This window comes from Streptomyces sp. NPDC046261 (assembly GCF_040646235.1).
Classification (GTDB): domain Bacteria; phylum Actinomycetota; class Actinomycetes; order Streptomycetales; family Streptomycetaceae; genus Streptomyces.
On the sequence record NZ_JBEYZU010000016.1, the window covers coordinates 38,243 to 64,106 of the forward strand.

Below are 25,864 nucleotides of genomic sequence, written 5' to 3' on the forward strand. Positions count from 1 at the left end.
CATGAGCCCCAGACCAGCGGCCCGCCCCGGAGGACGCAGCGCCCGCGTGCAGCAGTCGGTGCACGCGGCCGTCCGGGAACTCCAGGCGGAGCTGGGCCGCACCGGCCTCACCGTCCCCCTCATCGCCGCCCGGGCCGGCGTGACACCCTCCACCGTCTACCGCCGCTGGGGGGACCTCCAGGAACTGCTGTCGGACGTCGCGGTGGAACGCCTCCGCCCCGAAGCGCCGCCCGCCGACCTCGGCAGCCTGCGCGCGGACCTGGAGCACTGGGCGGCCGCGTTCCTCGAGGAGATGTCCTCGCCGGCCGGCCGCGCCTACATCCGGGACGCGCTCGCCGGCGACCCGGACGGCAGCAACGCCGGGCAGTGCTCCGCCTTCGCCGTCGAACAGGTGGAGACCGTCCTCGCGCGCGCCGCGCAGCGCGGTGAGCACGTGCCCGGCACCGATGTCGTCATGGACCACGTCGTGGCCCCCATGATGTACCGCGTCCTCTTCCGCCCCGGGCTCCTGGACGCCCAGTACGCGCGCGACCTGGTCGCCACGGTCTTCTACCGGCTGATGCCCCTGCCGTGATCGCCGGTACCTCCCTATGTCCCGGGGACGGTGAGGTCGGCCCGGGCGCGCAGCCGGGTGGTGGTGAGGTAGTACTCCTCGACGGCGCGCCAGCGTTCGATCCAGGCGTCACGTTCCCGGCCACGGCCGCGGGCGTGCAGGCGGCGCAGGCACACCGCGCCGGGGGTGTCGACGAAGACGGTGAGATCGTAGAAGGCGGCCAGTTGCGGGCGGGCGGTGAGGACGCCCTCGACGATGACCGTCCCGTCGGCCGGGAGGTGACGCGGATCGTCGTACACGACAGACTCCGCCTCATGACGGTACGGCGCATAACGTGCCGCCCTGCCCTCCCGGAGCGGTGCGAGGACCTGGTCGCGCACCCGCTGCCACGCGAAGTACCGGCCGTAGCCCTCCACCGTGTCCATGGACAGACGGGCGCCGGCGGACATGGGCCGGAAGAAGTCGTCGCCGTGGACGACGGCGACCCGCCCGCCCCCACCCAACTGTTCGGCCAGCGCGGCGGCCAGCGTCGTCTTCCCGGCCCCCGCCCTGCCGTCGAGTGCCACCAGGGCACGGCCGTTCCCGGCGCGGACGGCGAGGGCCGCCGCGATCTCCTGAACCTGCTGGGACACCGTCGTCATACCGGGCTCCCTACCCGTCCCGCCGGGCGGGGGAGCCGACCGGGGCGAGGCGCCTGCGTCTGCCAGGGGGACAGCGGCGGACCGGTCGTCGACCCGGTGGGGGGTCAGTCGTCTGTGAGCGTTTCGCCGTGGCGGAGCCAGGGGCGGGCGAGGGTGATCAGGGCGAGGGCGGCGAGGGCGACGGCGATGAGCATGATGAGGGCCATGGGGGTGGAGCTGGTTTCGCCGAACAGGCCGACGAGGGGGGAGGCGATGGCGCCGAAGAGGAATTGCAGGCCGCCGAGGAGGGCGGAGGCGGCTCCGGGAGCGGTGCGGCCGAGGGCCTGGCCGAGGGTGGTGGCGGCGGGGAAGATCAGTCCGACGCCGAGGAGGGTGACGAAGAGGCCGGCCCAGGTGCCGGCGAGGGTTTCACCGGCTGTGCCGAGGATGGCCAGCTGGCCGGTCACCCCGAGGCCGCATACGGCGACGCCTGTGGTCAGCATGGTGTTGAGGCTGATCTTCCGGGAGAGCCTGCTGAAGGCGAAGCCCGCGATCAGCATGCCGACGGCGTTGGTGGCGAAGATCAGGGAGTAGGTCGTGGACGAGACACCGTGCAGGTGCTCGAAGACGAAGCTGGACCCGCTGATGTAGGCGAACAGCGCGGCCGAGGTGAGGCCGAGGACGAGTACGTACCCCATGAACGCGCGCTGGCGGCACAGGCCGCCCATGGCGCGGAACGTGTTCGCCAGCCCCTGTGACCGCCGGTTCTCCGGGGGCAGGGTCTCGGGGACCTTGGCCAGCACCGCCACGGTGAGCAGGGCGCCGGCCGCGGCGAGGGCGACGAAGATGCCGCGCCAGGCGGTCACGCTGAGAATGGCGCCGCCGAGGACGGGGGCGGCGACCGGGGCGATGCCCAGGACCTGGGCGAGCAGGGCGAAGTAGCGGGGGACCTCGGGCCCGTCGAAGCGGTCGGTGAGGACGGCGCGGGCGAGGACCATGCCGGTGGCGGCCGCGACGCCTTGGAACAGGCGCAGTATCAGGAGCGTCTGCACGTTCGGTGCGAGGGCGCAGGCCAGGGACAGGGCCGCGAAGGCGGCGGTGCCGCCGATGAGGAGTCTGCGCCGGCCCAGTGCGTCGCTGAGGGGACCGATGACCAGTTGGCCGGCGACCAGGCCGGCGAGGAAGGTGGTCATGGTCAGCTGGATCGCCGAGCTGTCGGCGTGCAGGGCGGCTCCCATGGCGGGGAAGCCGGGCACGTACATGTCGGTGGCCAGCGGGGCCACGGCGCTGAGGGCGCCGAGTACGGCGATCAGGGCGGCGCTGCGTCTTGTGGGGGCGGCCGTTCGGGGGGTGCGGGGGGTGCTGTTTGTCGTTCGGGTCGGGGATACCATGAGAAAAACCGTAACCAATACATAATCGGTTAAGCAATTGGAGGTCCGGTGCACGCGCACTCGGGCAGGGTCCGCGGCCAGTGGGCAGCGCACAACCCTGGGCTGGACACGTCCTCGATGGAGATCGTCACGCTCATCAAGCGGTGCACGTCGTTGCTGGACCGTGCGGTCGAGCCGCTCGTCGAGGGGGCGCCGCTGACGTTGCAGGAGCTGGATTTCCTGGTGCCGCTGCGTTACGAGGAGGAGCCGGTGATCGCGCGTCGGCTCGCCGAGGACCTTGGGCTGACCCAGGCGGCGGTGAGCAAGGCGCTGGCGAAGCTGGAGCGGCGGGGGCTGATCGAGCGTACGCCCAATCCGGCCGACCGGCGTGCGTCGCTCGTCACCATCACCGAGGAGGGCAAGCGCCTGATGGACTCGTTGTTCCCCCGGCGCCTGGCGGTGGAGGCCGAGATGTTCCAGGCGCTGGGCGGCGCCCGCGCCGAGGTGCTCGAGGCGCTGGAGCGTCTCGCCGAGGTGATGGGCGACCACGTCGAGAAGACGGCCGGCGACCGCCGTCGCTGACGGGCCGCCCGCGCGACGCGGTGCGGGGCGGCTTGCCGGCTGCGCGTGCAGCCGGCAAGCCGCAGATGTTCAGCTGAAGAGCGCCTCGGTGTTGGTGCGCAGGGCCTTGGCGAAGGCGTCCTCGCCGAGGGCGGTGGTGGCCGCTTCGAGGCGTTCGGCCCAGGTGAGGACTTCCGGCAGCGGGGTGAAAGGCCAGTCGCTGCCGTAGTGGAGACGGGCCGGGTCGGCGACGTTCAGCAGGGCCGGCAGCATCTCGGGCAGGGGCATGCCCGCCAGGTCGAAGTGGAGCCTGCGCAGGGCATTGCGCATCGGCTGCTCGTGTTCCTTGCCGGCCGTGCGCGCGCCGATGACGTCGACGCGCGCGGCGACGGCGGGCAGGACGGCACCGGCGTGCGGGACGATCACGCGGAGGCCGGGGTGCCGTTCCAGCACACCGGAGAGCACCATGTCGGTCACGGTCCGCGTGGTGTCGAAGAGGAACTCCAGCATGGGCCGCGGATACGGCAGGGCCGGGGCGTGCCCGGTGCAGGGGGCGGCGGGGCTGGTGGGGTGCAGGAACACCACGGCGTCGCGGCGGCCGAGTTCGGCGTAGACCGGCTCCAGTTGCTCGTTGCCCAGGTAGAGGCCGTCGAAGTTGGTCTCGAAGACCACGCCGGCGGCACCGAGCTCGTCGAAGGCGTACGCGATCTCCGTCAGGGTTCCGTCGATGTCGGGCAGCGGTGTCGAGGCGAAGAAGGCGAACCGGCCCGGGTGGGCGCGCGCGAGCCGCGCACCCTCCTCGTTGACCCGTCGGGCCAGAACGCGGGCCGCGGCCGCGTCGCCGAAGTGGACTCCGGGGGACGAGATCGACAGGTACGCCTTGGTGATCCCGGCCTCGTCGAGCATCCGGAGGGCGGAGGTCTCGTCCCAGTCGGGGATGCCCCAGATGCCGTCGGGGCGGGAGTGCCCGTTGTCGATCAGTGCCCGGCGGTAGAAGTCGGGCAGGAAATGGTGATGAACGTCGATCTTCGTCACCTCACACCCCCTCGCTCCCGACGACGACCCGGCCGTTCTGGATCACCTGGTGGACATGGCCGATGGCCGTGATGTCCTGGGCCGGGTCGCCGGAGACGATCAGCAGGTCGGCGAGCTTGCCCGGCGCGACGGTACCCAGGCGGTCGGCGATGCCGAGCAGTTCGGCATTACGCCTGGTCGCCATGGACAGGGCCGCGGGGGCCGGGATGCCCTGGTCGTGGACCATCATCACCAGCTCGTCGCGCAGCTTCCAGCCGTGCAGCCCCGGGGAGTGCGCGTCCGAGCCGACCCCGAGCCGTACGCCCGCCTCGTAGGCGCGGTGGACCAGGTGGTTGCCGTAGCGCAGGGTGCGGGCGTCCCCGTCGACGGCCGCCTCGAACTGGTGCGCCACCATCGTGGGTACGAGGTAGGTGCCGCGGTCGGCCATGAGGGCGAACAGATCCTCGGCGGCCGCCTCGTCCTGCGGTTCCTCCGCGCGCAGCACCAGGTGCTCGATGTCGTCGACACCCCGCTCGACCGCCGCCCTGGCGTCCTCGACGGTCTCGGTGTGGGCGGCGACCCGCAGTCCGTGGGCGTGGGCGGCACCGGCGATGGCCTCGGTGAGGTGCCAGGGCATCTTCAGCTCGGGACGGGCCGGGCCGAGGATCGCGTTGTTCGAGATGATGATCTTGACGAGGTCGACGCCCGCGGCGGCGAGCTCCTCCACCATCCGGGCGGCTTCCTCGGCCGTCTTCGGCATGCGGGCACCTTCCCGTACGGCCGCCGGGTCACTGCCCCACACGGTGGCGTTGGGGTGGCCGCCCTCGACCTGGAAGCTCGGCCCGCTGGTCACGATGCGGGCCCCGGCCAGCGTGCCGTTCTCGATGTCGTCCCGCACGGCGATGCTGTCGTGGAGGAAGTCGCCCAGGCTGCGCTGGGTGGTGACCCCGTACCGCAAGGCCCCCTCCCGAGCGGCGGCGTAGTCGTCGGTGGCGGCCCGGCCGCCGAACGGCGGCGTGCTGCGGAACCCCAGCCCTCCCAGGTGCACATGGGCGTCGATCAGCCCCGGAAGGACCGCCTTGCCCGCCAGGTCGACCACCGTCGCGCCGGGAGGGACCGGTACGCCGGTGCCGACGGCGGCGATCCGGCTGCCGGAGACGACGACGGTCGCGCCTTCGACCGCAGGACCACCAGTGCCGTCGATCAGCAGAGCGTTCGTGAGCGCGAGGCTCGGTTCGTGCTGGTTCATGCCACCGAGTCTTCTGCCGGACACGGCATAAAGGAAATCAATGATCCATATGGGTCTATCAGCACAGCTGATAGTGTCGGGGTGTGGCCCGTCCTGATCTCAACCTGCTCGTCGCCCTGCAGGCCCTGCTCGAAGAACGGCACGTCAGCCGCGCGGCCGAGCGGATCGGTGTCAGCCAGCCGGCGGCCAGCGCGATGCTCGCGCGCCTGCGCCGGCACTTCGGCGACGACCTGCTCGTACGCGAGGGCAACCGCTACCGCCTCACCCCCCTCGGGCAGCAGCTGCAGGAACAGGCCGGCAGCGTCCTGCAGCTCTCCGACCGGCTCTTCGCCACCAAATCCCACTTCGACCCCGCCACCACCGAGCGCGAGTTCACCCTCCACGTCTCCGACTACGCCATGGCCGTGCTCGGCCCCCGGCTCCTGGCCGCCTTCCAGGAGCGGGCACCGCACGCCCGGCTGCGGTTCCGCCAGTTCGGCACCCCCGAAGTCATGCACGACGAAGCCGGCGCCACCGCGGTGGACGGGCTGATCGCGCCCCGGGACAGCGGCGTGAGCGGACTGCCGAGCCTGGCGCTCTTCGCCGACGAATGGGTCGTCATCGCCGACCGGCACCACCCCCTCACCCTCGCCGCACCCGGTGCGGACAACATCGGTGAACTGCGGTGGGTGCTGGGGCAGTTCGAGCCGCGCGACTCCCGCTTCATGCTGCACCGCCTCGCCGAAAGCGGCGTCCAACTGAAGCCCGAAGCCGTCACCGACAGCTTCCTGGCCCTGCCCCTGTACGTGGCCGGCACCGACCGCGTCGCTGTCATCCAGCGGCGCCTGACCAGGGCCGTACCCCTCCCGCCGTCCCTGCGCGTACTCGCCTGTCCCTTCGACGCCGGGCCGATCAACGAGGCCCTGTGGTGGCACCCCGTCCACACCCACGACACCGGCCACCGCTGGTTCCGCACCCTCGTCCACGACACCGCCAGCCGTCTCGAAGCGGAAGAGCCCCTCGGCGGCTAGGCGGGTCGGGGCCGGTGTCAGCCCTTGGGCATGAAGGGGGCCGCGTAGCGGTCGCCGAAGGCGCCGTTCGGCAGGATCTCCTTGATCCGGGCGAGGTCGTGGTCGGTGAGCGCGACGCCGGTGGCGCCGACGTTCTCCGCCAGACGCTCGGGGCTGCGCGTGCCGGGGATGGGGACGATGTCGTCTCCCTGCGCGAGCAGCCAGGCAAGAGCGAGCTGGGCTGTGGTGATGCCCTGGGAAGTGGCCAGCTCGGTGAGGGCGGCGACGGCTTGGACGTTGGCGTCGAAGTTCTCGCCCTGCCAGCGCGGGTCGAGGCGGCGCCAGTCGCCCGCGGCGTACTGGTCGGCCGGCTTCATCGCTCCGGTGAGGAAGCCGCGTCCCAGCGGGGCATAGGGCACGAACCCGATCCCGAGCTCGCGTACGACCGGCAGGATGGTGTCCTCGACGTGCCGCTCGAAGACGGAGTACTCGGTTTGCAGGACCGAGACCGGCTGCACGGCGTGGGCACGGCGGATGGTCCCGGGGCCGGCCTCGGACAGGCCGAAGTAGCGGACCTTGCCCGCGTCGATCAGCTCCTTGACCGTCCCGGCGACTTCCTCGATGGGCACGTCCGGGTCGACGCGGTGCTGGTAGAGGACGTCGATGTGATCGGTGCCGAGGTAGCGCAGGCTGTTGTCGGCGACGTTGCGGATGTTGTCGGGCCGGCTGTTGAGACCGCCCGGGTTGGCGAGGTCGTAGCCGAATTTGGTGGCCAGCACCACCTCGTCGCGGAAGCCTTTGACGGCTTCGCCGAGCAGCCGCTCGTTGGAACCGGTGCCGCCGCCGTAGACCTCGGCGGTGTCGAACAGGGTCACCCCCAGGTCGTACGCGCGGCGGATGGTGGTGATGTTCTCGTCGCGGTTGCTGGGGCCGTAGAACATCGTCATCCCCATCGTGCCCAGCCCGAGGGCGGAGGTGGTCAGGCCCTGGCGGCCGAGGACGCGCTTGTGCATGGTCATCTGTGGTGCCTTTCGGATGTCTTCGTCTGTCTTCGTCTGTCTTCGTCGATGGACGCGATGGGCGTCGGGCGGTTTCCAGTGGTCAGCGGAAGGGGTAGTGGACCTCGGTGAGCTGCTCGGAGACCGACCACAGGCGTCGGGCGACGTCCACGTCCTGGGCGGCCTTGTCGGGCTGGACGACGGTGGGGTGGCCCCGGTACTCGCCGAAGCCGTCCGGGCCGATGAACTGGCCGCCCTTCACCTCGGGGGCGGTGGCCGCGTACAGCTGGTTCCAGGCGCCCTTCTCGACGGGTTGAGCCATCAGCGGATTGGCGATCTTGGAGAAGAAGAACCGCAGGAAGCCGGTCGGGCCGCTGGACTGCAGGTTGGTGCCGGCGTAGCCCGGATGGGCCAGGACGCTGGTCACCGTCGATCCGGCCGCGCGCAGCCGCCGGTCGAGTTCCAGGCCGAACAGGGTGTTGGCGAGTTTGGACTGGGAGTAGTAGGCGCGCGGGGCGTAGTCGCGTTCGCCGTGCAGGTCGTCGAAGAAGATGGTGCCGCCGCGGTGCTCGACGGAGCTGACCGTCACCACGCGGGCTTCGCGGCCTTGGGCGGCGGACTTCTCCAGCCGGCCCAGCAGCAGGCCGGTGAGCGCGAAGTGGCCGAGGTGGTTGGTGGTGAACTGCAGCTCGTATCCCTGCCGCGTGAGCCGGTGCGGGGGCCACATGACGCCCGCGTTGTTCACCAGGACGTCCACCGGCAGGCCGTCGTCGAGGATCTTGTCTGCGAAGGAGGCCACCGAGTCCAGGTCGGACAGGTCCATCAGGCGCAGTTCGACGCTCGCCCGCGGCTGCTCGGCCAGGAGCCGGTCCACGGCGGCGGTGCCGCGGGTACGGTCCCGGGCGGTCATCACGACGTGGGCGCCGTGGCGGGCCAGCTCGCGGGCCGTCTGGAAACCCAGACCGCTGTTGGCCCCGGTCACGACAGCCGTACGGCCCTTCTGGTCGGGAATGCGGGCGCTGGTCCACTTGGCCATGGGATGAAGCTCCTCAGCAGTGCTCGACGGCCGCGAAACGCCGTCTACGTGCGAAAGCACCGGCACGGGAGGAGGTCTCCCGGCGGCTGCTTCCCAGCCTGCTGCGGGTGCGAGGAGGTATCCACGGTCTGTTTATCGTCGGTCCAGCAGTGCGTGGATAACCGGGCGCGGACGTACCAAGCTGGTCATGTCAGCGCCTGCGAGCCGGCCCTGCCCCGACCGCCCGCAGTGCCCGCCGTACCGCCAGGGAGCATCGATCATGACCGACCGCCGAGAGCTGGGCCGCTTCCTGCGCGCCCGCCGCGAGGCCCTGCGCCCCGCCGACGTCGGCCTCCTCCCCGGCGGACGGCGCCGCACCCCCGGCCTGCGCCGCGAGGAAGTGGCCATGCTGGCGACCATCTCCACCGACTACTACGAACGCCTCGAACAAGCCCGCGGAGTCAACCCCTCCGAGGCCCTGATCGGCTCCCTCGCCCGCGCCCTGCGCCTGTCCACCGACGAACGCGACCACCTCTACGCCGTCGCCGGCTACCAGCCCCCGCACCACCGCTCCGCCGACGGCTACGCCGACCCCGGACTGATGCACATCGTCGACGCACTCACCGAGACCCCCGCGCAGATCGTCGACGAACTCGGAACGGTGATCGTGCAGAACGGCCCGGCCATAGCCCTGCTGGGACCGCTGGCCAACCGTCCGGGCCGGGAGGGCAACGGCGCCTGGCTCTGGTTCACCCACCCCGAAGGCCGCCGGCTCTACCCGCAGGAGGACCACGAGGCACTCGGCCGCGTCATCGTCGCCGACCTACGCGCGGCCGTCTTCCGCCACGGCCCCCACCCGGCAGGCGAGCAACTCGTCCACGACCTGCTCGAGCGCAGCGAGGAGTTCTCCGCCATCTGGGAACTGGGCGAGGTCACCACCGTCCGCTCCGCCCGCAAGACCATCCTCCACCCGCACGTCGGCCGCCTCGACCTGCAATGCGACGTCGTCCTGAGCCCCAGCACCGGCAACCGCCTCTTCCTCTACCGGCCCCAGCCCGGCACCGACGCCGCCGAACGCCTGGAGTTCCTCCGCGTCCTCGGCCACCAGACCTTCACCACCTGACACCGCCCGGCCCGGGCCCGCCAAGTAGCGGTCAAAATGACGGGACGCCCCAGAGTGCCGGGCACACCCCTGCCGTCTCCGGTCCGGCTCGGGGACGGAGGACCGGATCCGCGCCTGCGCCGCCGAGGGAGCGCCCTGTCCTGTGCGGAAGCCCGAGTATCGCGATCTGACCGGCGACGGATCACGTCCTGGCCGTCTGGGTGTACATGCTCAAGGACGGAACGGTGCACCGAAATCCTGGACTCGGCCGGGACCCCGAAGTCGGTGGAGGTGGCCGACGGTGAGCTGATCATGCGGGAACCCACGGAATCGCCCGGTTACGAGATCCGCACCGTCTACGCGTGGGACCCGAAGTCCCATCTCATGGTGGCCCGGTCCACGGAGTACGACTGGCACTCCCCCGCTTCCGCCGCGCCCCCGGGCCGTACGCGGTGAGCACCCGCCGCCCCAGCCCGCCGCGGCGACTGCCCGCCTGGACGGCCACTCTCTATTGGGAGACCGCCGTCTTCATCACGGTGATGTGCTGCCTGCTCGCCACGGTGCTCGGTGTTCTGATGCACGTCCTGGTGGACCGGCAGACCCAGGCCCGTGCCCGTGGTGCGGCTCTCGCGGAGCTGGACCGTACCGTGGCCGCGTACGTCGCCGGGCAGCCTCTCGGCCGCAGCGCGGCGGTCGTCCCGCCGGATCTCCCCGCCGCCCTCGCGAGATGACGGTGCGACGAGCGGAGCGCGGAACCCAGCTCGCGAATCACCAGGGCCGCCCGGTCATGTGGGCCACCACCCCCGTCGCCGGAGGCAGGACGCTGGCCGTACGGCTGGACTACGCCGAACAGGCAGCCGCGCTCCGCGGGCTGGATAAGGCCATCATCGGATCCTCCGCCGCCGCGATCGGCATCACCCTCGCGGCCGGACTGACCTCCGTCTCCCGCATCACCCGCCGGCTCCGCCGCACGGCACAGGTGGCCCGGCGCATCAGCACCGGCGACCTCGACGCCCGCGTGAACGACCCACGCGCCCGGCGTCACGACCGCGCCCGGGACGAGGCCGCCTCCGTGGCGGCCGCGCTCGACGCGATGGCGGCCAGCCTGCAGGCCAAGCTGCACAGCGAACAGCGCTTCACCGCCGACGTCTCCCACGAACTGCGCACTCCGCTCGCCGGACTCCACGCCGCGGCCGAGCTGCTGCCGCCCGGGCGCCCGACCGAACTGGTACGCGACCGTGTGCACACCCTGCGCGGGCTGACCGAGGATCTGCTGGAGATCTCCCGGCTCGACGCGGACCCCGAGCGAGCCGACCTCGACGTTCACCAGCTGGGGCCCCTGGTCGAGCGGGCGGTGCGGGCCACCGGAACGGCGACCGAGGTCCGTGTCGTACGGGACGCCCATGGGGAGACCGACCGGCGCAGGCTCGAGCGCGTGCTGGGCAACCTCGTCGCCAACGCCCACAAGCACGGCCGCCCGCCCGTCACGGTCACGGTCGACGCGTACGTCATCACCGTGCGGGACCACGGTGACGGCTACCCCGCCTACCTCCTCGGCCAGGGACCGCAACGGTTCCGCAGCCAGTCGGGCGGTTCGGAACGCGGCAAGAGGACCGGACACGGTCTGGGCCTGACGATCGCCACCGGGCAGGCCCATGTCCTCGGCGCCACCCTGCTCTTCTCCAACGCCCCCGACGGCGGAGCCGTCGCCGAACTCCGCCTCCACGAGCCGGGCCGTCCGCAGGACAAGCCGGAATAGGCGGCTGGTGAGCGGATGGTGAATGGCCCCATGCCATTGTCCCGCTGTTCACCGGGGCAGGGTCTGGGTGACGCGCCACAGGCGGCGGGGCAGGTCGCCCTCCTCGAAGGCGTGGACCTCGTTCAGTGTCCAGCCGTCGGCGAGGGCGTCGACCAGGTCGCGGGGGAAGAAGTGGACGGCGAAGCCGCCGTGCTCGTGGATGTCGTCGCCGTGGGCGATGCCTGCGCCGTAGTGGGCGTCGCCGGTGTGGCGGACGGTGTAGACGAACACCCCGCCGGGCCGCAGGACACGGCGGACCTCGCCGACCAGGGCGTGGATCTCCTTGGTGGACAGGGCCATGCACAGCAGCATGTGCGCGAAGACCGCGTCCACGGAGGCGTCAGGCAGGGGCAGCGGCTCACGGACGTCGTGGACCGTGGTGGTCACCCGCTGGTCGACGCCCTGCCGCAGGGAGGCGCCGCGTAGTTGCTCGAGGCCGGTCGGGCTGAAGTCGGTGGCCTGGACGGTGAAGCCCTCGCGGGCGAAGAACAGGGCGTCGCGGCCGTGCCCGGCGCCGAGCTCCAGGACGTCCCTCGCCCCGGCGGTACGGAAGACCTCGGCGGCGTGGACGGCCGGGGCGGAGGGCTGCTCGCCGTACATGCCCGGGTGGGCGGCGTAGGTGTCCTGCCAGTGCGCCCGCTGGGCGTCGGCCAGCTCCTGCTCTTCCGCCACGGTCTTTCCCTCCGGCTGTGCATCTGCCGGTCAGCCTAAACGCGCCGGTCGGGCGGCGGGCGTGGCACGGCGCCGCGATGGCGGCCGGCTCCGACGGCGATGGCCGGTTTTCCGTGGTTCCGTAGCTCCGCCTCCCTTTGGGAGGATGCCTCACGGCGATCGCCCGGAGCGCGCCGGACGAGTCGGATCGGAATTGGCCACGGCTATGCGTGGAACGCACCGCCCACTCCCTCGCCAGGCACCCACAGCGGGACTCGCCGGGGTCCGTACGGAACAGCTACGGATCGCCACCGGAATCGACGCGACGTATAAGGAGACGGTCATGACCGCTGTCCTCGCACCGCAGGAACTCCACGCGCGTTACCAGAAGACCTTCGGCCGGGCGGGCGGCTACCTGCCGCGGAATCCGCTGGCGATCGACGACTTCCAGAAGGGTCTTGCCCAGCGGGCGGCGGATCTCAAGGAGGAACTCGACCCCGCTGTCCGGGACTTCGCCACCCTCCTTCACAGTGACGGCATCGTCCGGATGTATGTGGAAAAGATGTTACGGGAGGTACCGGAAGAGCACCGGCACATCCGCTCCCTCGACGAGCTCGTCGACTACCTCAATGTCGTCGTCACCTGGGCGCCCGGCTTCGAGCGGGACCCCCGCAAGCAGATCTTCCTGCCGATGTCCGCGCTGTTCGGCTACATGCGCCTGACGCCGGCGGGCATGGTCGCCTTCCGCCTTCCCCAGTTCAACGACGGGCTCCGGGCCGTCCTCCAGAAGTGGTGTACGTACCTGAACAGCCCGGAGAGCGCGCACGTACTCAACACCCGTGAAGGCGGCTGGTTCTCACAATCCGCCATCGAAATGAACAAGTTGTACGAGTACGAGTGCTGGGACCATCGCGACCGGGAGCACTGGGGATTCTCGTCCTTCAACGACTTCTTCCACCGCCCGATCAAGGACGAGTACCGGCCGCTGGCAGGCAACGGCGACCCCGGCGTCATCGTGGCGCCGAACGACGGCACCGTCTACAACATCAGGCGCAACGCGGCCCGGCAGACGGACTTCTGGATCAAGGAGCAGTACTCGCTGGAAACCATGCTCAGCGGGCCGGAGTGCGGGGACGAGTACGTCAACAGGTTCGTCCGTGGCGACGTGTACCAGGCGTTCCTCTCGGTCAACACCTTCCACCGGTGGAACGTCCCCGTGGACGGAACGATCAAGCATCTCGAGATCGTGCCGGGCCTGATGTTCAGTGCCGCGGAGAACGAGACGCCGGACCCCGAGACCTGGACCCACTCGCAGAGCTACCAGGCGCACGTCAACACGCGCGGTCTCGCGTTCATCGAGTGCGGCCCGGAACTGGGCAACCGCATGGTGTGCGCGGTCGTGATCGGCATGGACGAGGTCTCGTCCATCACGTGGTCGGTCAACGCGGGTGACACCGTCAAGCGCGGCCAGGAGCTGGGCTACTTCAGCTACGGCGGTTCGAGCATGGCCCTGGTCTTCGAGCAGGGCATCGTCGACGAGTTCACCGTGCCGGTCAACGACCCCCACCAGCACCCCGACGACGGCCCCACCGTCTTCGTGCGCTCCCAGATCGCACGGGCCCGGTAGCGGCTCGCCACAGCGCGGGTCGGGTCACGGGTGGTGCGGCCCCGCCGGACGGGCGCGCCGGACGGGCGCGCCCACCTGTCCGACTGCCGCCGGGCCCGTCACCGGACGGGACATGATCTTAAGTAAGATCCGTCCTCTTCAGGGGGAGGACGGATTCGGCATGCGGATGCAGGAAGTGGACGGCCCGGCGCACGTGGGGCCGTTCCGGACGGTCGGGGTGCTCGGGCAGGGCGGCATGGGGCAGGTGCTGCTCGGGGTGGGGCCGGACGGGCGGCTGGTGGCCGTCAAGCGGGTGCGGGCCGAGCTGGCGGAGGACCCGTGGTTCCGTTCCCGGTTCCGGCGGGAGGTGGACGCCTCGCGGCGGGTGTCCGGGGCGTACACCGCGCCGGTCGTCGACGCCGGCCCGGACGCACCGACGCCGTGGCTCGCCTCGCTCTTCCTGCCGGGGCCCTCGCTGAGCGAGGCACTCGACGTGGGCGGGCCCCTGCCCGAAGAAACGGTACTGCTGCTCGCCTCCGGGCTCGCCCAGGCCTTGGTCGACATCCACCGGGCGGGGCTCGTGCACCGGGACCTGAAGCCGTCGAACGTGCTCCTGACGGAGGACGGCGTACGGGTCGTCGACTTCGGGATCGCCCGCGCGGCCGACCACGAGACGAAGCTGACCCACACGGGCGCGCTGATCGGCTCGCCCGCGTTCATGTCGCCCGAGCAGGTCCAGGGCGAGCAGCCGGGCCCGGCGAGCGACGTGTTCTCCCTCGGCCTCACGCTCGTCATGGTCGCTACGGGCCGGACCCCGTTCGCCGGGGACTCGCCGCTCGCGCTGATGTACGCCATCGCCCACGAACTCCCCGACCTGGGCTCCGTACCGCCCCGGCTGCGCCGGATCGTCGAGGCGTGCCTGGCCAAGGACCCGGCCGCGCGGCCGACCCCCGGGCAGCTCCTCGAACTGATCGGCCCGCTCACCCCTGCCGCGCGCCCCTGGCCGGAGACGGTGTACGAGCGGATCGCGGAGCGCCGGGCCTGGGCGGCGGCCCGGATCGCGGCCACGGCCGACGACGCCGCGTCCCCGCCCGCCGCGCCGGCGGTACGGGCTCCCGGGCCGCGCCGCCGCCCCCGGTGGCGTACGCCCGCGATCGCGGCGGGTTCGGTGCTCGTGGCGGCGGCGGTCGCGGTGCTGGCGATCGGCCCGGCCGAGGTGTACTACGCGATGTTCCCCGAGCCCGTGCCGACCCCCGGCTCGACCCCGCTCGCCCAGGTGCCGGACAAGTACACCAAGACGGTCCCCACCTGCGTGCAGGTCCGCCGCAGCATGAAGGCCCCGGCCGGCTTCGGGGAAGCCACGGGAAACTTCCCCGACAAGGTGTGGCAGAAGTCCGATGCCGACGGACGCACGCATCCGTCGACCAGCTGCGTCTGGCACACCCGCTCGGGCGACAAGATCGACATCAGCTGGGATCTCCACCTCTCCCGCGCGGGCGGGCCCACCGGCGCCCAGCAGGCCAAGGAGCGCTACGAGGGCTTCTACCTGCGCGGCAAGACCCCGCGCGACTCCGGCCTCGGCTCCGTGGAGGAGGGCATGTGGCTGAAGAACTCCACCGAGAGCAACTGCGTGCTGTACGCCCGGGACGTCAACCTGTACCTGTTCATCGCGGTCAAGGGCGTCCACTACCCCAAGGGCGCCTGCGAGGACCTCACGAAGGACATGGCCCGCCAGGCCGTGGCGGCGGTGGCGTCCCTGTGAGCGCGTCGCACCCGCTGCCGGAGGGCAAGGCCGGACCGTACGTACTCCTCACCGAACTCGGCCGGGGCGGCATGGGCCGCGTCCTGCTCGGCGTCGCCCCGGACGGCCGGCCTGCGGCGGTGAAGCTGGTGCACGCCCGGCACGCGGCCGACGACGGCTTCCGCTCCCGCTTCCGGCGGGAGGTGGAGGCGTCGCGGAAGGTGTCCGGCGCGTACACGGCGGCCGTTCTCGACGCCGACGCGGACGCCGAGCTGCCCTGGCTCGCCTCGGTGTTCGTGGCCGGCCCCTCGCTGGGAGCGGCCGTGGAGCGCACCGGCGCGCTGCCGGAGACGGCCCTGCACCGCCTGGCGGTGGGCCTGGCGACAGCCCTGGGCGAGATCCACCGGGCCGGTCTCGTCCACCGCGATCTCAAGCCCGAGAACGTCCTGCTCGCCGAGGACGGCGCCCGGGTCATCGACTTCGGCATCGCACGGGCGGCGGAGAGCGGGGACGCCACCGAACTGACCGGCACCGGCTGGGTGGTCGGCTCGCCGCCGTTCATGTCGCCCGAGCAGGCGCAGAGCCGGGAACTGACGGGGGCGAGCGACGTGTTCTCCCTCGGCTCGGTCCTCGTCATGGCGGCGACCGGCCGCAGCCCGTTCGCCGGCCCTTCCGCCCTCCAGACGCTCTACAACGTCGTCCACACCGAACCCGACCTGAGCGGTGTGCCGCAGCTCCTGTATGGGATCGTCGCCCGCTGCCTGGCCAAGGATCCGGCCGACAGGCCCACTCCGGCCGAACTGCTCGCCCTCCTCGGCCCGGTGGCCCCGGCGGCCCGGCCGTGGCCGCCCGCCGTGCACCGGATGGTCGACGAGCAGCGGGCCCGGATCGAGGGCCTGCTCGGCGGCGATCCCGAGCGCACGGCGGTCCTGCCGGGTGCCGGCTCCGCCGCTCCGCGGACGGCTGTGCTCACCACCGCGTACGCCACCCCGGCCCCGGCGGCCCGTCGGCTGCGCCCTGTGACGTGGGTGGCGGCGGGGGCGGTCCTCGCGGCGGGAATCGGCGCGTACCTGCTGCTGCCTGACGACGAAGGGGGCGGCGGCCCGGCGGACAAGTACGTGACGATGCCGGTCTGCTCGGAGGCCGTGCCCAAGCTTCCGCTACGGGAGGAACGGAGGAAGGACAAAGACACTTACGTCGAGCAGGCGTACAACGCGAAGGCCTCGTGCTCGTGGTACGACAAGGACCAGCCCCAGGCGGATGGCTGGAACCATTCCTCCAGCGCGACAGTCTCGTGGGAGCTGTACCGCTCGGACCCTGACGAGAACGGCACGGAACGCCAGCAGAAGGAATTCGCCGGCAGCGCGAAGGGCGAGCGCCGCGCGACCGGCCTCGGCTTCGGCGACGAAGCGTACTGGTCGGCGCCGTCGTCCTACGAGAGCGACCGGAAGCCCTGCCGGCTCTCTCTCCGCGACGGCAACCTCGTGATCCAGGTCTACCTGGACGGCACCAAGCACCCTGCCTGCGAGGCGGAGGCCCAGGACATCGCGAAGGCCGCGCTGGCGGCCATGCCGCCGAGCGGGAACTGACCAGGAGGGGGCGGACGGCTCCAGCGGCGTGATCCGGACATGACGGCGCGTCGAGTGGGGCCCCGCGGGCGAAGGGGCAGCGGCCGCCCGGCGCGGTGCGGCTGCCTCGCTCACGTCGGCCTTGCGACGGCTCCGGCCTGTGGTGACCAGCGGTACGCACGCCATCAGCCGTGTCCCGGAGAGAAGCGGCTCAAAACCGCCTAAATCCCGTGTTTACCAGCTATTCGGTCGGGGATTGATCTCTCGCTCGCAAGATTGCTCATCACGACGACGGCGCCGCAACAGCACCATTCCGGCCGCGACGTCCCAGCCACCAGGACAGGAGCCCGAACCACATGCTGCCCTCCATGCCCCGCCCCGACCGCGAACGCTTCCTCGCCGAACCGCGCGTCGGCGTCCTGGGGGTCGCCGACTCCCGGGGCGGCGACCGCGCGCCGCTGATCGTGCCGGTGTGGTACGGCTACGAGCCCGGTGGCGACGTCGTCGTCGAGACGGGCCGGGAGACCATCAAGGCGCGGCTGCTGCGCGCCGCCGGCCGGTTCAGCCTCTGCGTGCAGGACGAGGGCCGGCCGTACCGCTACGTCAGCGTGGAGGGGCCGATCACGGCGATCGAGGACTCGCTCGACCCGGCGTTGCGCGAGGCACTGGCCCATCGGTACCTGGACCCCGAGGAGGCGGAGGGGTACCTGGCGGCGACCGCCGACCAGCTCAAGGACGACATCGTCTTCCGTATGCGGCCGCAGCACTGGCGCAGCGCCGACTTCGCCGCCTTCGCGGCGGACTTCGCCGAATCGGGTGCCGGCCAGGAGGACAGCGCCGGCTGAGCGCCGGCATGTCGTCCGCAGCGCCGTACCGCGCGCACAGCACCACAGCCGCTCAAGCAAGAAGGACCTGATGACCCACACCGACGTTTCGTCACGCCTGTTATCACCCCGTTCCCCGGAACCGGCCCCGTCGCCGGCGGTGTCCGGTGCGCCCGCGACCGGCTATCCCCGGGACAGCCTCATTCCCGAGCTGTTCGAGGCGCAGGCCGCGGCGCGGCCGCACGCGCCGGCGGCCCGGCACGGGGAGCGCACGGTGACCTACGGGCAACTCGACGCCCATGCCGACGCCCTGGCGGAGCGCCTGCTCGCACGCGGCGTCCGGCCCGGTGACCTCATCGGCGTGTGCGGCAGTCGCTCGCTGGAGGCGCTGGTGGCGCTGCTGGGCATCCTCAAGGCCGGCTGCGCGTACGTACCGCTCGACGACGACCTTCCGCCGGCCCGCCTGCGGGCCATGGCCGAGGACGCGGGGCTGAGCGCCGCCGTCACCCTGCCGGGCAGCACGCGTCCCGTGCGCGGTCTACGCGCGTCAGTCGAGGTCGCCTCCCTCGACCACCCCGCCGGCGCCGTGGCCGACGCGGTCGCCGTCAGCGCCGACCGCGCCCGCTCCCGTACCGGCTCCGCCGCCGACTGCGCCTATGTGGTCTTCACCTCCGGTACGACCGGCCGCCCCAAGCCCGTCGCGATACCCCACCGGGGCGTGGTGCGCCTCGTACTGTCCGACCCGGAACTGCCCCCGCCCGCACCGGGAGACGGGGTGCTGCACGCCTACGGTCTGTCCTCCGACGCCTCGACGATAGAGATCTGGGGCGCGCTGCTCACCGGCGCCTGCCTGGTCCTCGCCGACCGGGAAGAGCTGCTCTCGCCCCTCGCCCTGGAGCGTCTCTTGCGCGAGCGGGACGTCACCGTGGCCTACCTGACGACGAGCGTCTTCCACCTGGTCGCCCGCACGCGCCCCGAGGCGCTGGCCGCACTGCGGTTCGTCTCCGCCGGCGGGGAGGCGATGGACCCGCGCCTCGCGAACGCCGTCCTCGCGGCCTGCCCCGGCACCACGGTGGTCAACTTCTACGGCCCGACCGAGAACTCCGTGGTCTCCACCGCCCATGTGCTGGGCCCGCTGCCCGAGGACGCCACGCACGTCCCCCTGGGCCGCCCCTTCGGCGCCTCCACCTGCCATGTCCTGCGGGCCGACGGCTCGGTCGCCGGTCCGGGCGAGGAGGGGGAACTGTACGTCGGCGGCGACGGGCTGGCCCTGGGCTACCTCGGCGACCCGCGGCTGACCGCCGAGCGCTTCGTCCCGCTGCCCGCCGTGGAACCGGGCGGGACGCTGTACCGGACCGGCGACCGGGTCGTACGGACCGCCGACGGCCTGCTGGAGTACCGCGGGCGCCTGGACCGCCAGGTCAAGCTGCGCGGCGCGCGCGTCGAGCTCGACGAGGTGGAAGCCCGATTACGGGCCCACGCCGAGGTCGGCGAAGCCGTCGTCGAGGTCGAGTCCGGCGCCCTGACCGCCTACGTCACCGCTGCCGTACCCGGCCGCCCCCTGCCGCTGCCCGCTCTCCGCGCGTACTGCGCGCAGTGGTTGCCCCCGCAGGCCGTCCCGGTGCTGGTGCCCATGGACCACTTCCCCGTGACCAGCGGCGGCAAGGTCGACCGCGCCCGCCTGAAGTCCATGGCACCGCCGCAGACGGCGGGTACGCGGCCCGCGCGGGAGGAGGACGCCGGCGAAGAGCCGAAGGTCGAGGGTCTGCTCGACGTCCTCACCGAGGTGTGGCAGCGGGTGCTGCGCGTACGCCCCACGCCCCAGGACGACTTCTTCCTCCTCGGCGGCGACTCCCTGCTCGCCTCGGAGGCCGTCACCCGCACCCTCGCCGTGCTCAGCCTCGACGCCGGCCTGGGCTCCACCCTCATCAGGGCCCTGCTGGCGGCGCCCACCCTGGAGGGCTTCAGCGAGGCCGTGCGCGAGGCCCGGGGCGGCTTCGGCGCGGCGGACGGGGAACCGCACGTCGACTTCGTGCGCGAGAGCGAGCTGGGCTTCGCCCTCCCGCCCGCCGAAGGCCCGGCACCACGCCCGCACGACCCGGGGGACGTCCTGCTCACAGGCGCCTCGGGCTTCGTCGGGGTGTTCCTGCTGCACCGTCTGCTGCGCTCGACGGCCGCCCGCGTCCACTGCCCGGTCCGGGCCACGAGCCCGGCGCACGCCGCGCAGCGGGTACGCACCGCGCTCGCCCGCTACGGGCTCCACCTCGACGAGGCCGAGTGGGGGCGCGTCGTGTGCTTCCCCGGGGACCTCACCCAGCCCGGACTGGGGCTGCCGGCCGCACACGCCACCGAACTGGCCCGCCGGCTGGACCTGGTCGTGCACAACGGCGCCCGGGTCAACTTCCTCTACCCCTACGAGCAGTTACGGCCGGCGAACGTCGACGGAACCCGGGAGATCATCCGGATCGCGGCGCCCCGCCGGGTCCCGGTGCACTTCATCTCGACCGTCGCCGTCGTCGCCGGGTTCGGCACCGCCGGGGTGCACGAGGTGGACGAGGACCTGCCACTGGCCCACGCGGACGGGCTCACCATGGGCTACGCGGAGAGCAAGTGGGTCGCCGAAGGCGTGCTGCGGCGGGCCGCCGAACAGGGCCTGCCGGTGGCGGTGTACCGACCGTACGAGGTGACGGGCGAACGGGTGCACGGCGCGTGCAACACCGAGACGGCCATCTGCTCGCTGTTCAAGACGATCGCCGAGACGGGGCTGGCCCCCGACATCGAGCTGCCGATGGACTTCGTCCCCGTCGACCACCTCGCCGAGTCCGTGGTCCACATCGCCACGCACCGGCCGGCCGACGGCCGGGTCTACCACCTCACCAACCCCCGCCCGGCGATGCTGTCGGACGTCCTGGACCGGATGCGCGCGGCGGGCTTCGCCCTGCGCACGCTGCCGTACGACCGCTGGGTCGGCGAGCTGGTGCGGTACGTCGCCGAGAACCCGACGAGCGCCACGGCGCCGTTCGTGTCCCTGTGCGTCGACCGCAGCCGCAACGCCGACATGTCGGTCAAGGAGATGTACCTCAAGGACACCTTCCCCGTCCTGGGCCGGCGCAACGCCGAGGAAGCGCTGGCGGGCAGCGGACTGCACTGCCCACCGGTGGACTCCGCGCTGCTGGACCGGTACCTGGAGCACTTCTTCGCCTCCGGCTACATCGCACGTCCCCCGCATGCCGAGGGCCACAGCACGCCGCGCGCCGCCACGGCGGGATCGGAGCACACCGCATGAGCCACCCCGAAACCGTCATCCCGGTCCCGGAGGTCGAACCCGGTACCGCCGGGCCGCCGTGCGCCTACGCCCGCCTGCGTGCCGAAGAGCCCGTCGTCAAGGCGCTGCTCCCCAACGGCGAGACGGGCTGGTTGATCAGCCGCTACGACGACGCGCGCGCCGCGTTCGCCGACCCCCGGCTCGTCCGGCCGCTGCTGTCGGCCTGGCCGCCCCGCGAAGGGGACGACGCCCCGCCGCCGGCCCTGCCGACGTTCCTGGAGATGACCGGCGAGCACCACGAACGCGTACGCCGCACCGTCCTGCCGATGTTCGGCCGGCGGCGACTGGAGTTCATGCGGCCGCGGATCCGGGCGATGGCCGGGGAACTCATCGACGCGATGGTGGCCGGGGCCGAGGACGGCACGGCGGATCTCGTCGCCTCCTACGCCGACCCGCTGCCGCTGCGCGTACTGTGCGAGACCATCGGCCTGCCGCACGAGGACCGCGAGATCTACCTGCCGCACACCCTCGCGCTCCTCGGCGCGTCCGGGCTGTCGATGGAGGAGGTGCTCGCGGCGCTGTACGCGCTGCAGGACTACGCCGACGAGCTCATCTCCCGCAAGGAGAAGGACGGCGAGGGCGAGGACTACATCCGGCTGCTCCTGGCGGAGGCCCGCCGTCCGGGGGGCCGGCTGACCCGGGACGACGTCGTCAGCTTCGTCGTCACCATGCTCATGGCCGGCTACAAGACCAACATCCAGCACACCGCCAACGCCCTGCTCGTCCTGCTCACCCACCCCGAGCAGCTGCGGAGACTGCGCGAGGCGCCCGAGGGGATCGGCGCCGCGGTGGAGGAGCTGCTGCGCTACGTCCCGCTGATGAACGCCATCAACATCCTCGTCGCGACGGAGGACCTCACCCTGCGCGGTCAGCACATCCGCGCCGGTGACGCGGTGATCCCGGTGCCGGCGTCCGCGAACCGTGACCCGGAGGCGTTCGCCGATCCCGACCGCCTCGACCTGACCCGCACCCCCAACGCGCACATCGCGTTCGGACACGGTCCGCACGCGTGCACGGGGGGCCACCTGACCCGTATGCAGCTCGCCATCACCATCGAGGTGCTGCTGGAGCGGCTCCCCGGCATCGAGCTCGCCGTGCCGGCGGAGACCATCCCCTGGGACGAGTCCACCCCGCTGCGCGCGCCGGCCCGGCTGCCCGTGCGCTGGTGACACCCCTGCTCGGCCGAGACACCGTAGACGACCCCAGGAAAGAGGCCCCCACCCCGTGACCGCACCCCACGCGCCCGCGTCCGAGGAAGCCCCGTACGACGAGCCCCTCCCCCACTACCCCTTCAGCACCCGGGGCGACCGGCTCGCCCCCGAACTCACCGAGCTGCGCGGCCGCTGCCCCGTGGCCCGCGTCAGCACCAACTCCGGCGAACAGGCATGGCTGGTCACCGGCTACGAACTGACCCAGCACGTGCTGCGCGACCGTGCCTTCGCCCGCTCCGTGCTGGCCGAGGCGGACAGCCCGGCGCAGGACGCCCCGATCCTGGCGCCCGAGCTGCTCGACGCCATGAACCACCTGCAGCAGGCCGGGCTGCGCGACGAAGTGCTCAAGGCGCTCGGCCGCAACCAGCCCGCGCTGCCCGCCGACTGGGTCGAGGCCGTCACCCGCGAGGGCCTGGAGGCGATGGTCCGCGAGGGCGGCCCCGGTGACCTGCAGCACCACTTCGCCGAGTGGGTCGCCGCCCAGTGCATGTGCCGGCTCCTCGGCCTGCCCTTCGAGGACCGGGCCTGGCTCGCCGTACGGGCCGACCTGGACCTGACCATGGTCACGCCCACGCACGAGGAACTCGCCCGCAACTGGGAGGAGATCCGCGTGTACATGCACGAGCACATGGCAGCTCGCCGCCCCGGCGAGCCGCGCGGCCTGGCGGACCGCCTCGCCGACCTCAACGCCGAGCACCAGGGGCTGACGGACCGGCAGCTGTCGAACATCGTGGCCGTCCTCTTCGTCAGCGGCTACGAGGACTTCGCGAGCTTCCTGGGCGTCGCCGCCTTCAACCTGCTCCAGCGCCCCGACGTCATGGACGCGGTACGCGCCCGTCCGGAGACGATGCCGCAGTGCGTCGAAGAGCTGCTGCGCTGCAGCGTCGTCCTCGGCAACGCGATTCCCCGCTTCGTCACCCGGGACGCGGAGCTCGGGTCGGCCCAGGTGAAGGAGGGCGACATGATCCTGCTCTCCCTGGACGCGGTCAACTTCGACCCCGCCGCGTTCGCCGACCCGGAGACCTTCGACCCCGCCCGTTCCCCCAACCCGCACCTGCGTTTCGGCTACGGCCGTCACCACTGCCCCGGCGCCCACCTGGTCCGCCGCCAGTCCGACGTGGCCTTCCGCGTCCTCCTCGACCGGCTCCCCGGCATCCGTCTGGCCGTGCCGCCGGCGGAGGTTCCCTGGCACCCCGACCGCATGGCCATCATGCCGGCCGAAATCCCTGTGACCTGGTAGGTCTCGCGGTGAGGGGCTCAAGGGTCCCGCAGTGCGGCGCACACGGCGAGCGTGCCCAGGAGCATCACTCCGGCCGCCACCAGTGACGTCAGGCGCATCGCCGAGATGAAGGCGTCCACGGCGTGCGAGGTCAGGCCGGCGCCGGCGGGGCCGAGGCGGTCGGCGACGCTGAGGGCGCCGGCGACGGACTCCTGCGCGAGCGGACGCAGGTCGGCGGGCAGGGGCTGGACGTGTGGCTGGAGGTGGTCGTGGTAGCGGGCGGCGAGGAGGGAGCCGAGGACGGCGACGCCCAGTGCTCCGCCGACCTGGCGCAGGGAATTGAGCATGGCGGCGGCCGTGCCGGCCCGGTGGCGGGGCATGGTGGCCATGGCGGAGGAGGTGGCGGCGGGCATGACGAGTCCCATGGCGCCGCCCATGACGAAGAAGAGGCCCTCGCACTGCCAGAGCGGTGAGTTCTGGTCGAGGAGGCTCACGCCGAGGAAGGTCAGGGCGGTCAGCGCGAGCCCCGCCGTGCACACGGGGCGTGCGCCGAGGTTTCGGGCCATGACCGTGCTGAGCGGGGAGAAGGCGATCTGGGCGAGGGCGAGGGGAAGGAGACAGCAGCCGGCCTGGAGGGCGGTGTAGCCGCGTACGCTCTGGAGGTAGAAGATCATGTAGAAGGAGGAGCCCAGCAGCCCGAAGAAGACCACGCTGATGGCCCCCACCGCGGCCGAGAACCGGGCGTCGCGGAAGCAGCGGAGGTCCAGGGCGGGGTGGGCGGTGCGGTGTTCCCACAGGACGAAGCAGGTCAGCAGGGCGGCACCGGCGAGTATGGTCGCCCAGACGCCAGGGGTGGTCCACTCGCCGTTCTCGCCGCCTTTGACGATGCCGAGGACGAGGGTGCCCAGGCCCGCCATGCACAGCAGGACCCCGACGGGGTCGAAGGGCCGGCGGACGGGGTCGGCTGATTCGGGGACGGTCAGGGCGATGGCGGCGGTGCCCACGAGCACGAGGGGGACGTTGATCAGGAAGAGGGAGCCCCACCAGAAGTGCTCGAGCAGCAGGCCGCCGGTAACGGGCCCGACGGCGACGGCCAGCCCGGCGGAGGCGGCCCACAGGCCGATGGCCTTGGCCTGTTCCCGGGGCGGGAAGACGTTGGTGATGATGGCCAGGGTGGCGGGGACGACGAGCGCGGCGCCGATACCCATCGCCGCGCGTGCGGCGATGAGTTCGCCCGCGGTGCCGGAGTAGGCGGACGCCGCGGAGAACGCGCCGAAGAGCAGCAGCCCTGCCAGGAGGGTGCGTTTGCGTCCGAACCGGTCGGCGAAGAGCCCTCCGGAGACCAGCAGGGTGGCGAAGACGAGGGTGTAGGAGTCGACGGCCCACTGCAGCTCTCCCGAGGTGGCGCCGAGGCCCTCGGGCGCGGGCAGGGCGAGGGTGCGCAGGGCGACGCTGACGATGGACGTGTCGAGCACGACCAGGACGAGACTGACGACCAGACAGCCGAGCACCCGCCAGCGGTGGGGGAAGGCCGGCTCAGCCGTCTCTTCGCCGGTCGTCCGTCCCGCGGGGGTGGTCTTCCGTCCCGTGGGCACGGCACCTTCGCTCTTTCGGCGTTCCAAGGAAACTCCACGTCGCGTAGCTGAGTGGGATCCGGAAATCGTCCTGGCGCATTCGGGTCGTTCCCGCGGGCCGACTTCGCCTTCTCCGGCGCGCAGAGTTCTGACCTCCCCGATCAGGTGATCGGTAAACCCGACCCCAATAAATATGAGAAGTAGGACCATATGCCTGTCCTCTCATCTCACTTTCACGTCCGCCCGGAGCGCTCTTGACGCTGCCCCGTCGATGCCGGGACCGTTGTGCGCAGCCGGGAGGCGTCGGTCCAGGTCTCCCGCACGGCATTCCATGGCGCCCGCAGGCCGATGGGAGATTTCTCTGAATTCCCAGCCGTTACCCTCCACCCCGCAGACTCTTCCGTCACTGGAAGAGATCCGGGCGTACGTCAATGAACTGGTTCCGTTTCAGAAGTCCGTGGGTGTGGAAGTGGTCGAGCTCGGCGCCGATCGCGCCGTGGCCGTGCTTCCGGAATGCGGTGACACCCGCAATCACGTGGGCACCGCGCACGCCGGGGCTCTCTTCCTGCTCGCCGAGGCGGCGGCCGGGGCGGCTCTGGCCGGAATGCTGCGGGAGACGATCACCACCAGCGTTTTCGTTCTCCGGCAATCGCGGATCGACTACCGCAAGAAGGCTCGCGGGGACATCCGCGCCATGGCGGACGTGCCGGCCGGCGCACTGCCCGAGGGATATCCGGATCTCGCCGACGGTCAACGCTTCGAGGTGGTCGTGGTGTCGCGTCTGCACGACGCCGACGACGCTTTCGTGGCGGAAGCCGAATTCACGTACCACTGCAGGGCCCTGCCCGGATGAGCCGGGCGCGGCCGGGGCCTGAA

General features: G+C 71.9%; 21 protein-coding genes and 1 pseudogene. 14 read left to right on the forward strand and 8 right to left on the reverse strand.

Annotated features, from left to right (window positions below):
- Window position 1 precedes the first annotated feature (1 nt).
- Window positions 2-574 carry a TetR/AcrR family transcriptional regulator gene (locus ABZ956_RS24045; protein WP_361897280.1) on the forward strand — a complete coding sequence of 191 codons (573 nt, stop codon included), beginning with the start codon at window positions 2-4 and terminating at the stop codon, window positions 572-574.
- Between the two features lie 14 nt (window positions 575-588).
- Here ABZ956_RS24045 and ABZ956_RS24050 read toward each other — a convergent pair whose 3' ends face one another.
- Together ABZ956_RS24050 and ABZ956_RS24055 are read right to left on the reverse strand one after the other, a co-directional pair.
- Window positions 589-1,194, reverse strand: a complete 606-nt coding sequence (locus ABZ956_RS24050; protein ID WP_361897283.1) for a hypothetical protein — start codon at window positions 1,192-1,194, stop codon at window positions 589-591.
- Between the two features lie 104 nt (window positions 1,195-1,298).
- Window positions 1,299-2,564 carry a multidrug effflux MFS transporter gene (locus ABZ956_RS24055; protein ID WP_361897286.1) on the reverse strand — a complete coding sequence of 422 codons (1,266 nt, stop codon included), beginning with the start codon at window positions 2,562-2,564 and terminating at the stop codon, window positions 1,299-1,301.
- A 48-nt stretch (window positions 2,565-2,612) separates the two neighbouring features.
- On the opposite strand from ABZ956_RS24055, the gene ABZ956_RS24060 reads away from it, so the two are divergent.
- Window positions 2,613-3,125 carry a MarR family transcriptional regulator gene (locus ABZ956_RS24060; protein ID WP_361897289.1) on the forward strand — a complete coding sequence of 171 codons (513 nt, stop codon included), beginning with the start codon at window positions 2,613-2,615 and terminating at the stop codon, window positions 3,123-3,125.
- A gap of 69 nt (window positions 3,126-3,194) precedes the next feature.
- Here the strand turns inward: ABZ956_RS24060 and ABZ956_RS24065 are convergent, their stop codons facing one another.
- Complete coding sequence (locus ABZ956_RS24065) at window positions 3,195-4,139, reverse strand: amidohydrolase family protein (protein WP_361897292.1); 945 nt, start codon at window positions 4,137-4,139, stop codon at window positions 3,195-3,197.
- Window position 4,140: 1 nt separating this feature from the next.
- A complete protein-coding gene (locus ABZ956_RS24070; RefSeq protein ID WP_361897295.1) occupies window positions 4,141-5,367 on the reverse strand; it encodes an amidohydrolase family protein in 1,227 nt (408 codons plus the stop codon).
- Between the two features lie 83 nt (window positions 5,368-5,450).
- Here ABZ956_RS24070 and ABZ956_RS24075 point away from each other — a divergent pair, with 83 nt between their 5' ends.
- Window positions 5,451-6,377, forward strand: a complete 927-nt coding sequence (locus tag ABZ956_RS24075) for a LysR family transcriptional regulator (protein ID WP_361897298.1) — start codon at window positions 5,451-5,453, stop codon at window positions 6,375-6,377.
- Window positions 6,378-6,394: 17 nt separating this feature from the next.
- Here the strand turns inward: ABZ956_RS24075 and ABZ956_RS24080 are convergent, their stop codons facing one another.
- The gene (locus tag ABZ956_RS24080) at window positions 6,395-7,369 is read right to left on the reverse strand and encodes an aldo/keto reductase (RefSeq protein WP_361897499.1); all 975 of its coding nucleotides are present in this window, start codon (window positions 7,367-7,369) and stop codon (window positions 6,395-6,397) included.
- Window positions 7,370-7,457: 88 nt separating this feature from the next.
- Window positions 7,458-8,390, reverse strand: coding sequence for an oxidoreductase (locus ABZ956_RS24085; RefSeq protein WP_361897300.1), 933 nt, complete (start codon window positions 8,388-8,390; stop codon window positions 7,458-7,460).
- Window positions 8,391-8,649: 259 nt separating this feature from the next.
- On the opposite strand from ABZ956_RS24085, the gene ABZ956_RS24090 reads away from it, so the two are divergent.
- The 3 genes and pseudogenes from ABZ956_RS24090 (at window position 8,650) to ABZ956_RS24100 (ending at window position 11,230) form a co-directional block, all read left to right on the forward strand.
- Window positions 8,650-9,492, forward strand: a complete 843-nt coding sequence (locus tag ABZ956_RS24090; protein WP_361897303.1) for a helix-turn-helix transcriptional regulator — start codon at window positions 8,650-8,652, stop codon at window positions 9,490-9,492.
- A 264-nt stretch (window positions 9,493-9,756) separates the two neighbouring features.
- Window positions 9,757-9,927 (forward strand): hypothetical protein, encoded by a 171-nt coding sequence (locus ABZ956_RS24095; protein WP_361897305.1) that lies wholly within the window; start codon window positions 9,757-9,759, stop codon window positions 9,925-9,927.
- Window positions 9,924-11,230, forward strand: a pseudogene (locus ABZ956_RS24100) (HAMP domain-containing sensor histidine kinase). Before ABZ956_RS24095 ends, ABZ956_RS24100 begins: the two are co-directional and overlap by 4 nt.
- A gap of 48 nt (window positions 11,231-11,278) precedes the next feature.
- Here ABZ956_RS24100 and ABZ956_RS24105 read toward each other — a convergent pair.
- Window positions 11,279-11,941 (reverse strand): class I SAM-dependent methyltransferase, encoded by a 663-nt coding sequence (locus ABZ956_RS24105; protein ID WP_361897308.1) that lies wholly within the window; start codon window positions 11,939-11,941, stop codon window positions 11,279-11,281.
- Between the two features lie 322 nt (window positions 11,942-12,263).
- Between ABZ956_RS24105 and ABZ956_RS24110 the strand changes: the two genes are divergently transcribed.
- The 7 genes from ABZ956_RS24110 (at window position 12,264) to ABZ956_RS24140 (ending at window position 23,435) form a co-directional block, all read left to right on the forward strand.
- Entirely contained in the window at window positions 12,264-13,547 is a 1,284-nt protein-coding gene (locus tag ABZ956_RS24110) for a phosphatidylserine decarboxylase family protein (RefSeq protein ID WP_361897311.1), read from the forward strand.
- A gap of 160 nt (window positions 13,548-13,707) precedes the next feature.
- On the forward strand, window positions 13,708-15,288 hold the full coding sequence (locus ABZ956_RS24115) for a serine/threonine-protein kinase (protein ID WP_361897314.1): 1,581 nt from the start codon (window positions 13,708-13,710) through the stop codon (window positions 15,286-15,288).
- Window positions 15,285-16,856 (forward strand): serine/threonine-protein kinase, encoded by a 1,572-nt coding sequence (locus ABZ956_RS24120; RefSeq protein ID WP_361897317.1) that lies wholly within the window; start codon window positions 15,285-15,287, stop codon window positions 16,854-16,856. Before ABZ956_RS24115 ends, ABZ956_RS24120 begins: the two co-directional genes overlap by 4 nt.
- A 335-nt stretch (window positions 16,857-17,191) precedes the next feature.
- A complete protein-coding gene (locus ABZ956_RS24125) occupies window positions 17,192-17,680 on the forward strand; it encodes a pyridoxamine 5'-phosphate oxidase family protein (protein WP_361897319.1) in 489 nt (162 codons plus the stop codon).
- 139 nt (window positions 17,681-17,819) lie between these two features.
- Window positions 17,820-20,945 carry an amino acid adenylation domain-containing protein gene (locus tag ABZ956_RS24130; protein WP_361897321.1) on the forward strand — a complete coding sequence of 1,042 codons (3,126 nt, stop codon included), beginning with the start codon at window positions 17,820-17,822 and terminating at the stop codon, window positions 20,943-20,945.
- Window positions 20,942-22,153, forward strand: a complete 1,212-nt coding sequence (locus ABZ956_RS24135) for a cytochrome P450 (RefSeq protein ID WP_361897323.1) — start codon at window positions 20,942-20,944, stop codon at window positions 22,151-22,153. The genes ABZ956_RS24130 and ABZ956_RS24135 overlap by 4 nt, the downstream gene beginning before the upstream one ends.
- A gap of 55 nt (window positions 22,154-22,208) precedes the next feature.
- Window positions 22,209-23,435 carry a cytochrome P450 gene (locus ABZ956_RS24140; protein ID WP_361897326.1) on the forward strand — a complete coding sequence of 409 codons (1,227 nt, stop codon included), beginning with the start codon at window positions 22,209-22,211 and terminating at the stop codon, window positions 23,433-23,435.
- A gap of 17 nt (window positions 23,436-23,452) precedes the next feature.
- Here the strand turns inward: ABZ956_RS24140 and ABZ956_RS24145 are convergent, their stop codons facing one another.
- Window positions 23,453-25,009: a DHA2 family efflux MFS transporter permease subunit gene (locus tag ABZ956_RS24145; protein WP_361897328.1), complete on the reverse strand. Its 1,557-nt coding sequence runs from the start codon at window positions 25,007-25,009 to the stop codon at window positions 23,453-23,455.
- A gap of 310 nt (window positions 25,010-25,319) precedes the next feature.
- Between ABZ956_RS24145 and ABZ956_RS24150 the strand changes: the two genes are divergently transcribed.
- The gene (locus ABZ956_RS24150; protein WP_361897330.1) at window positions 25,320-25,841 is read left to right on the forward strand and encodes a YiiD C-terminal domain-containing protein; all 522 of its coding nucleotides are present in this window, start codon (window positions 25,320-25,322) and stop codon (window positions 25,839-25,841) included.
- The last annotated feature ends 23 nt before the right edge of the window (window positions 25,842-25,864 follow it).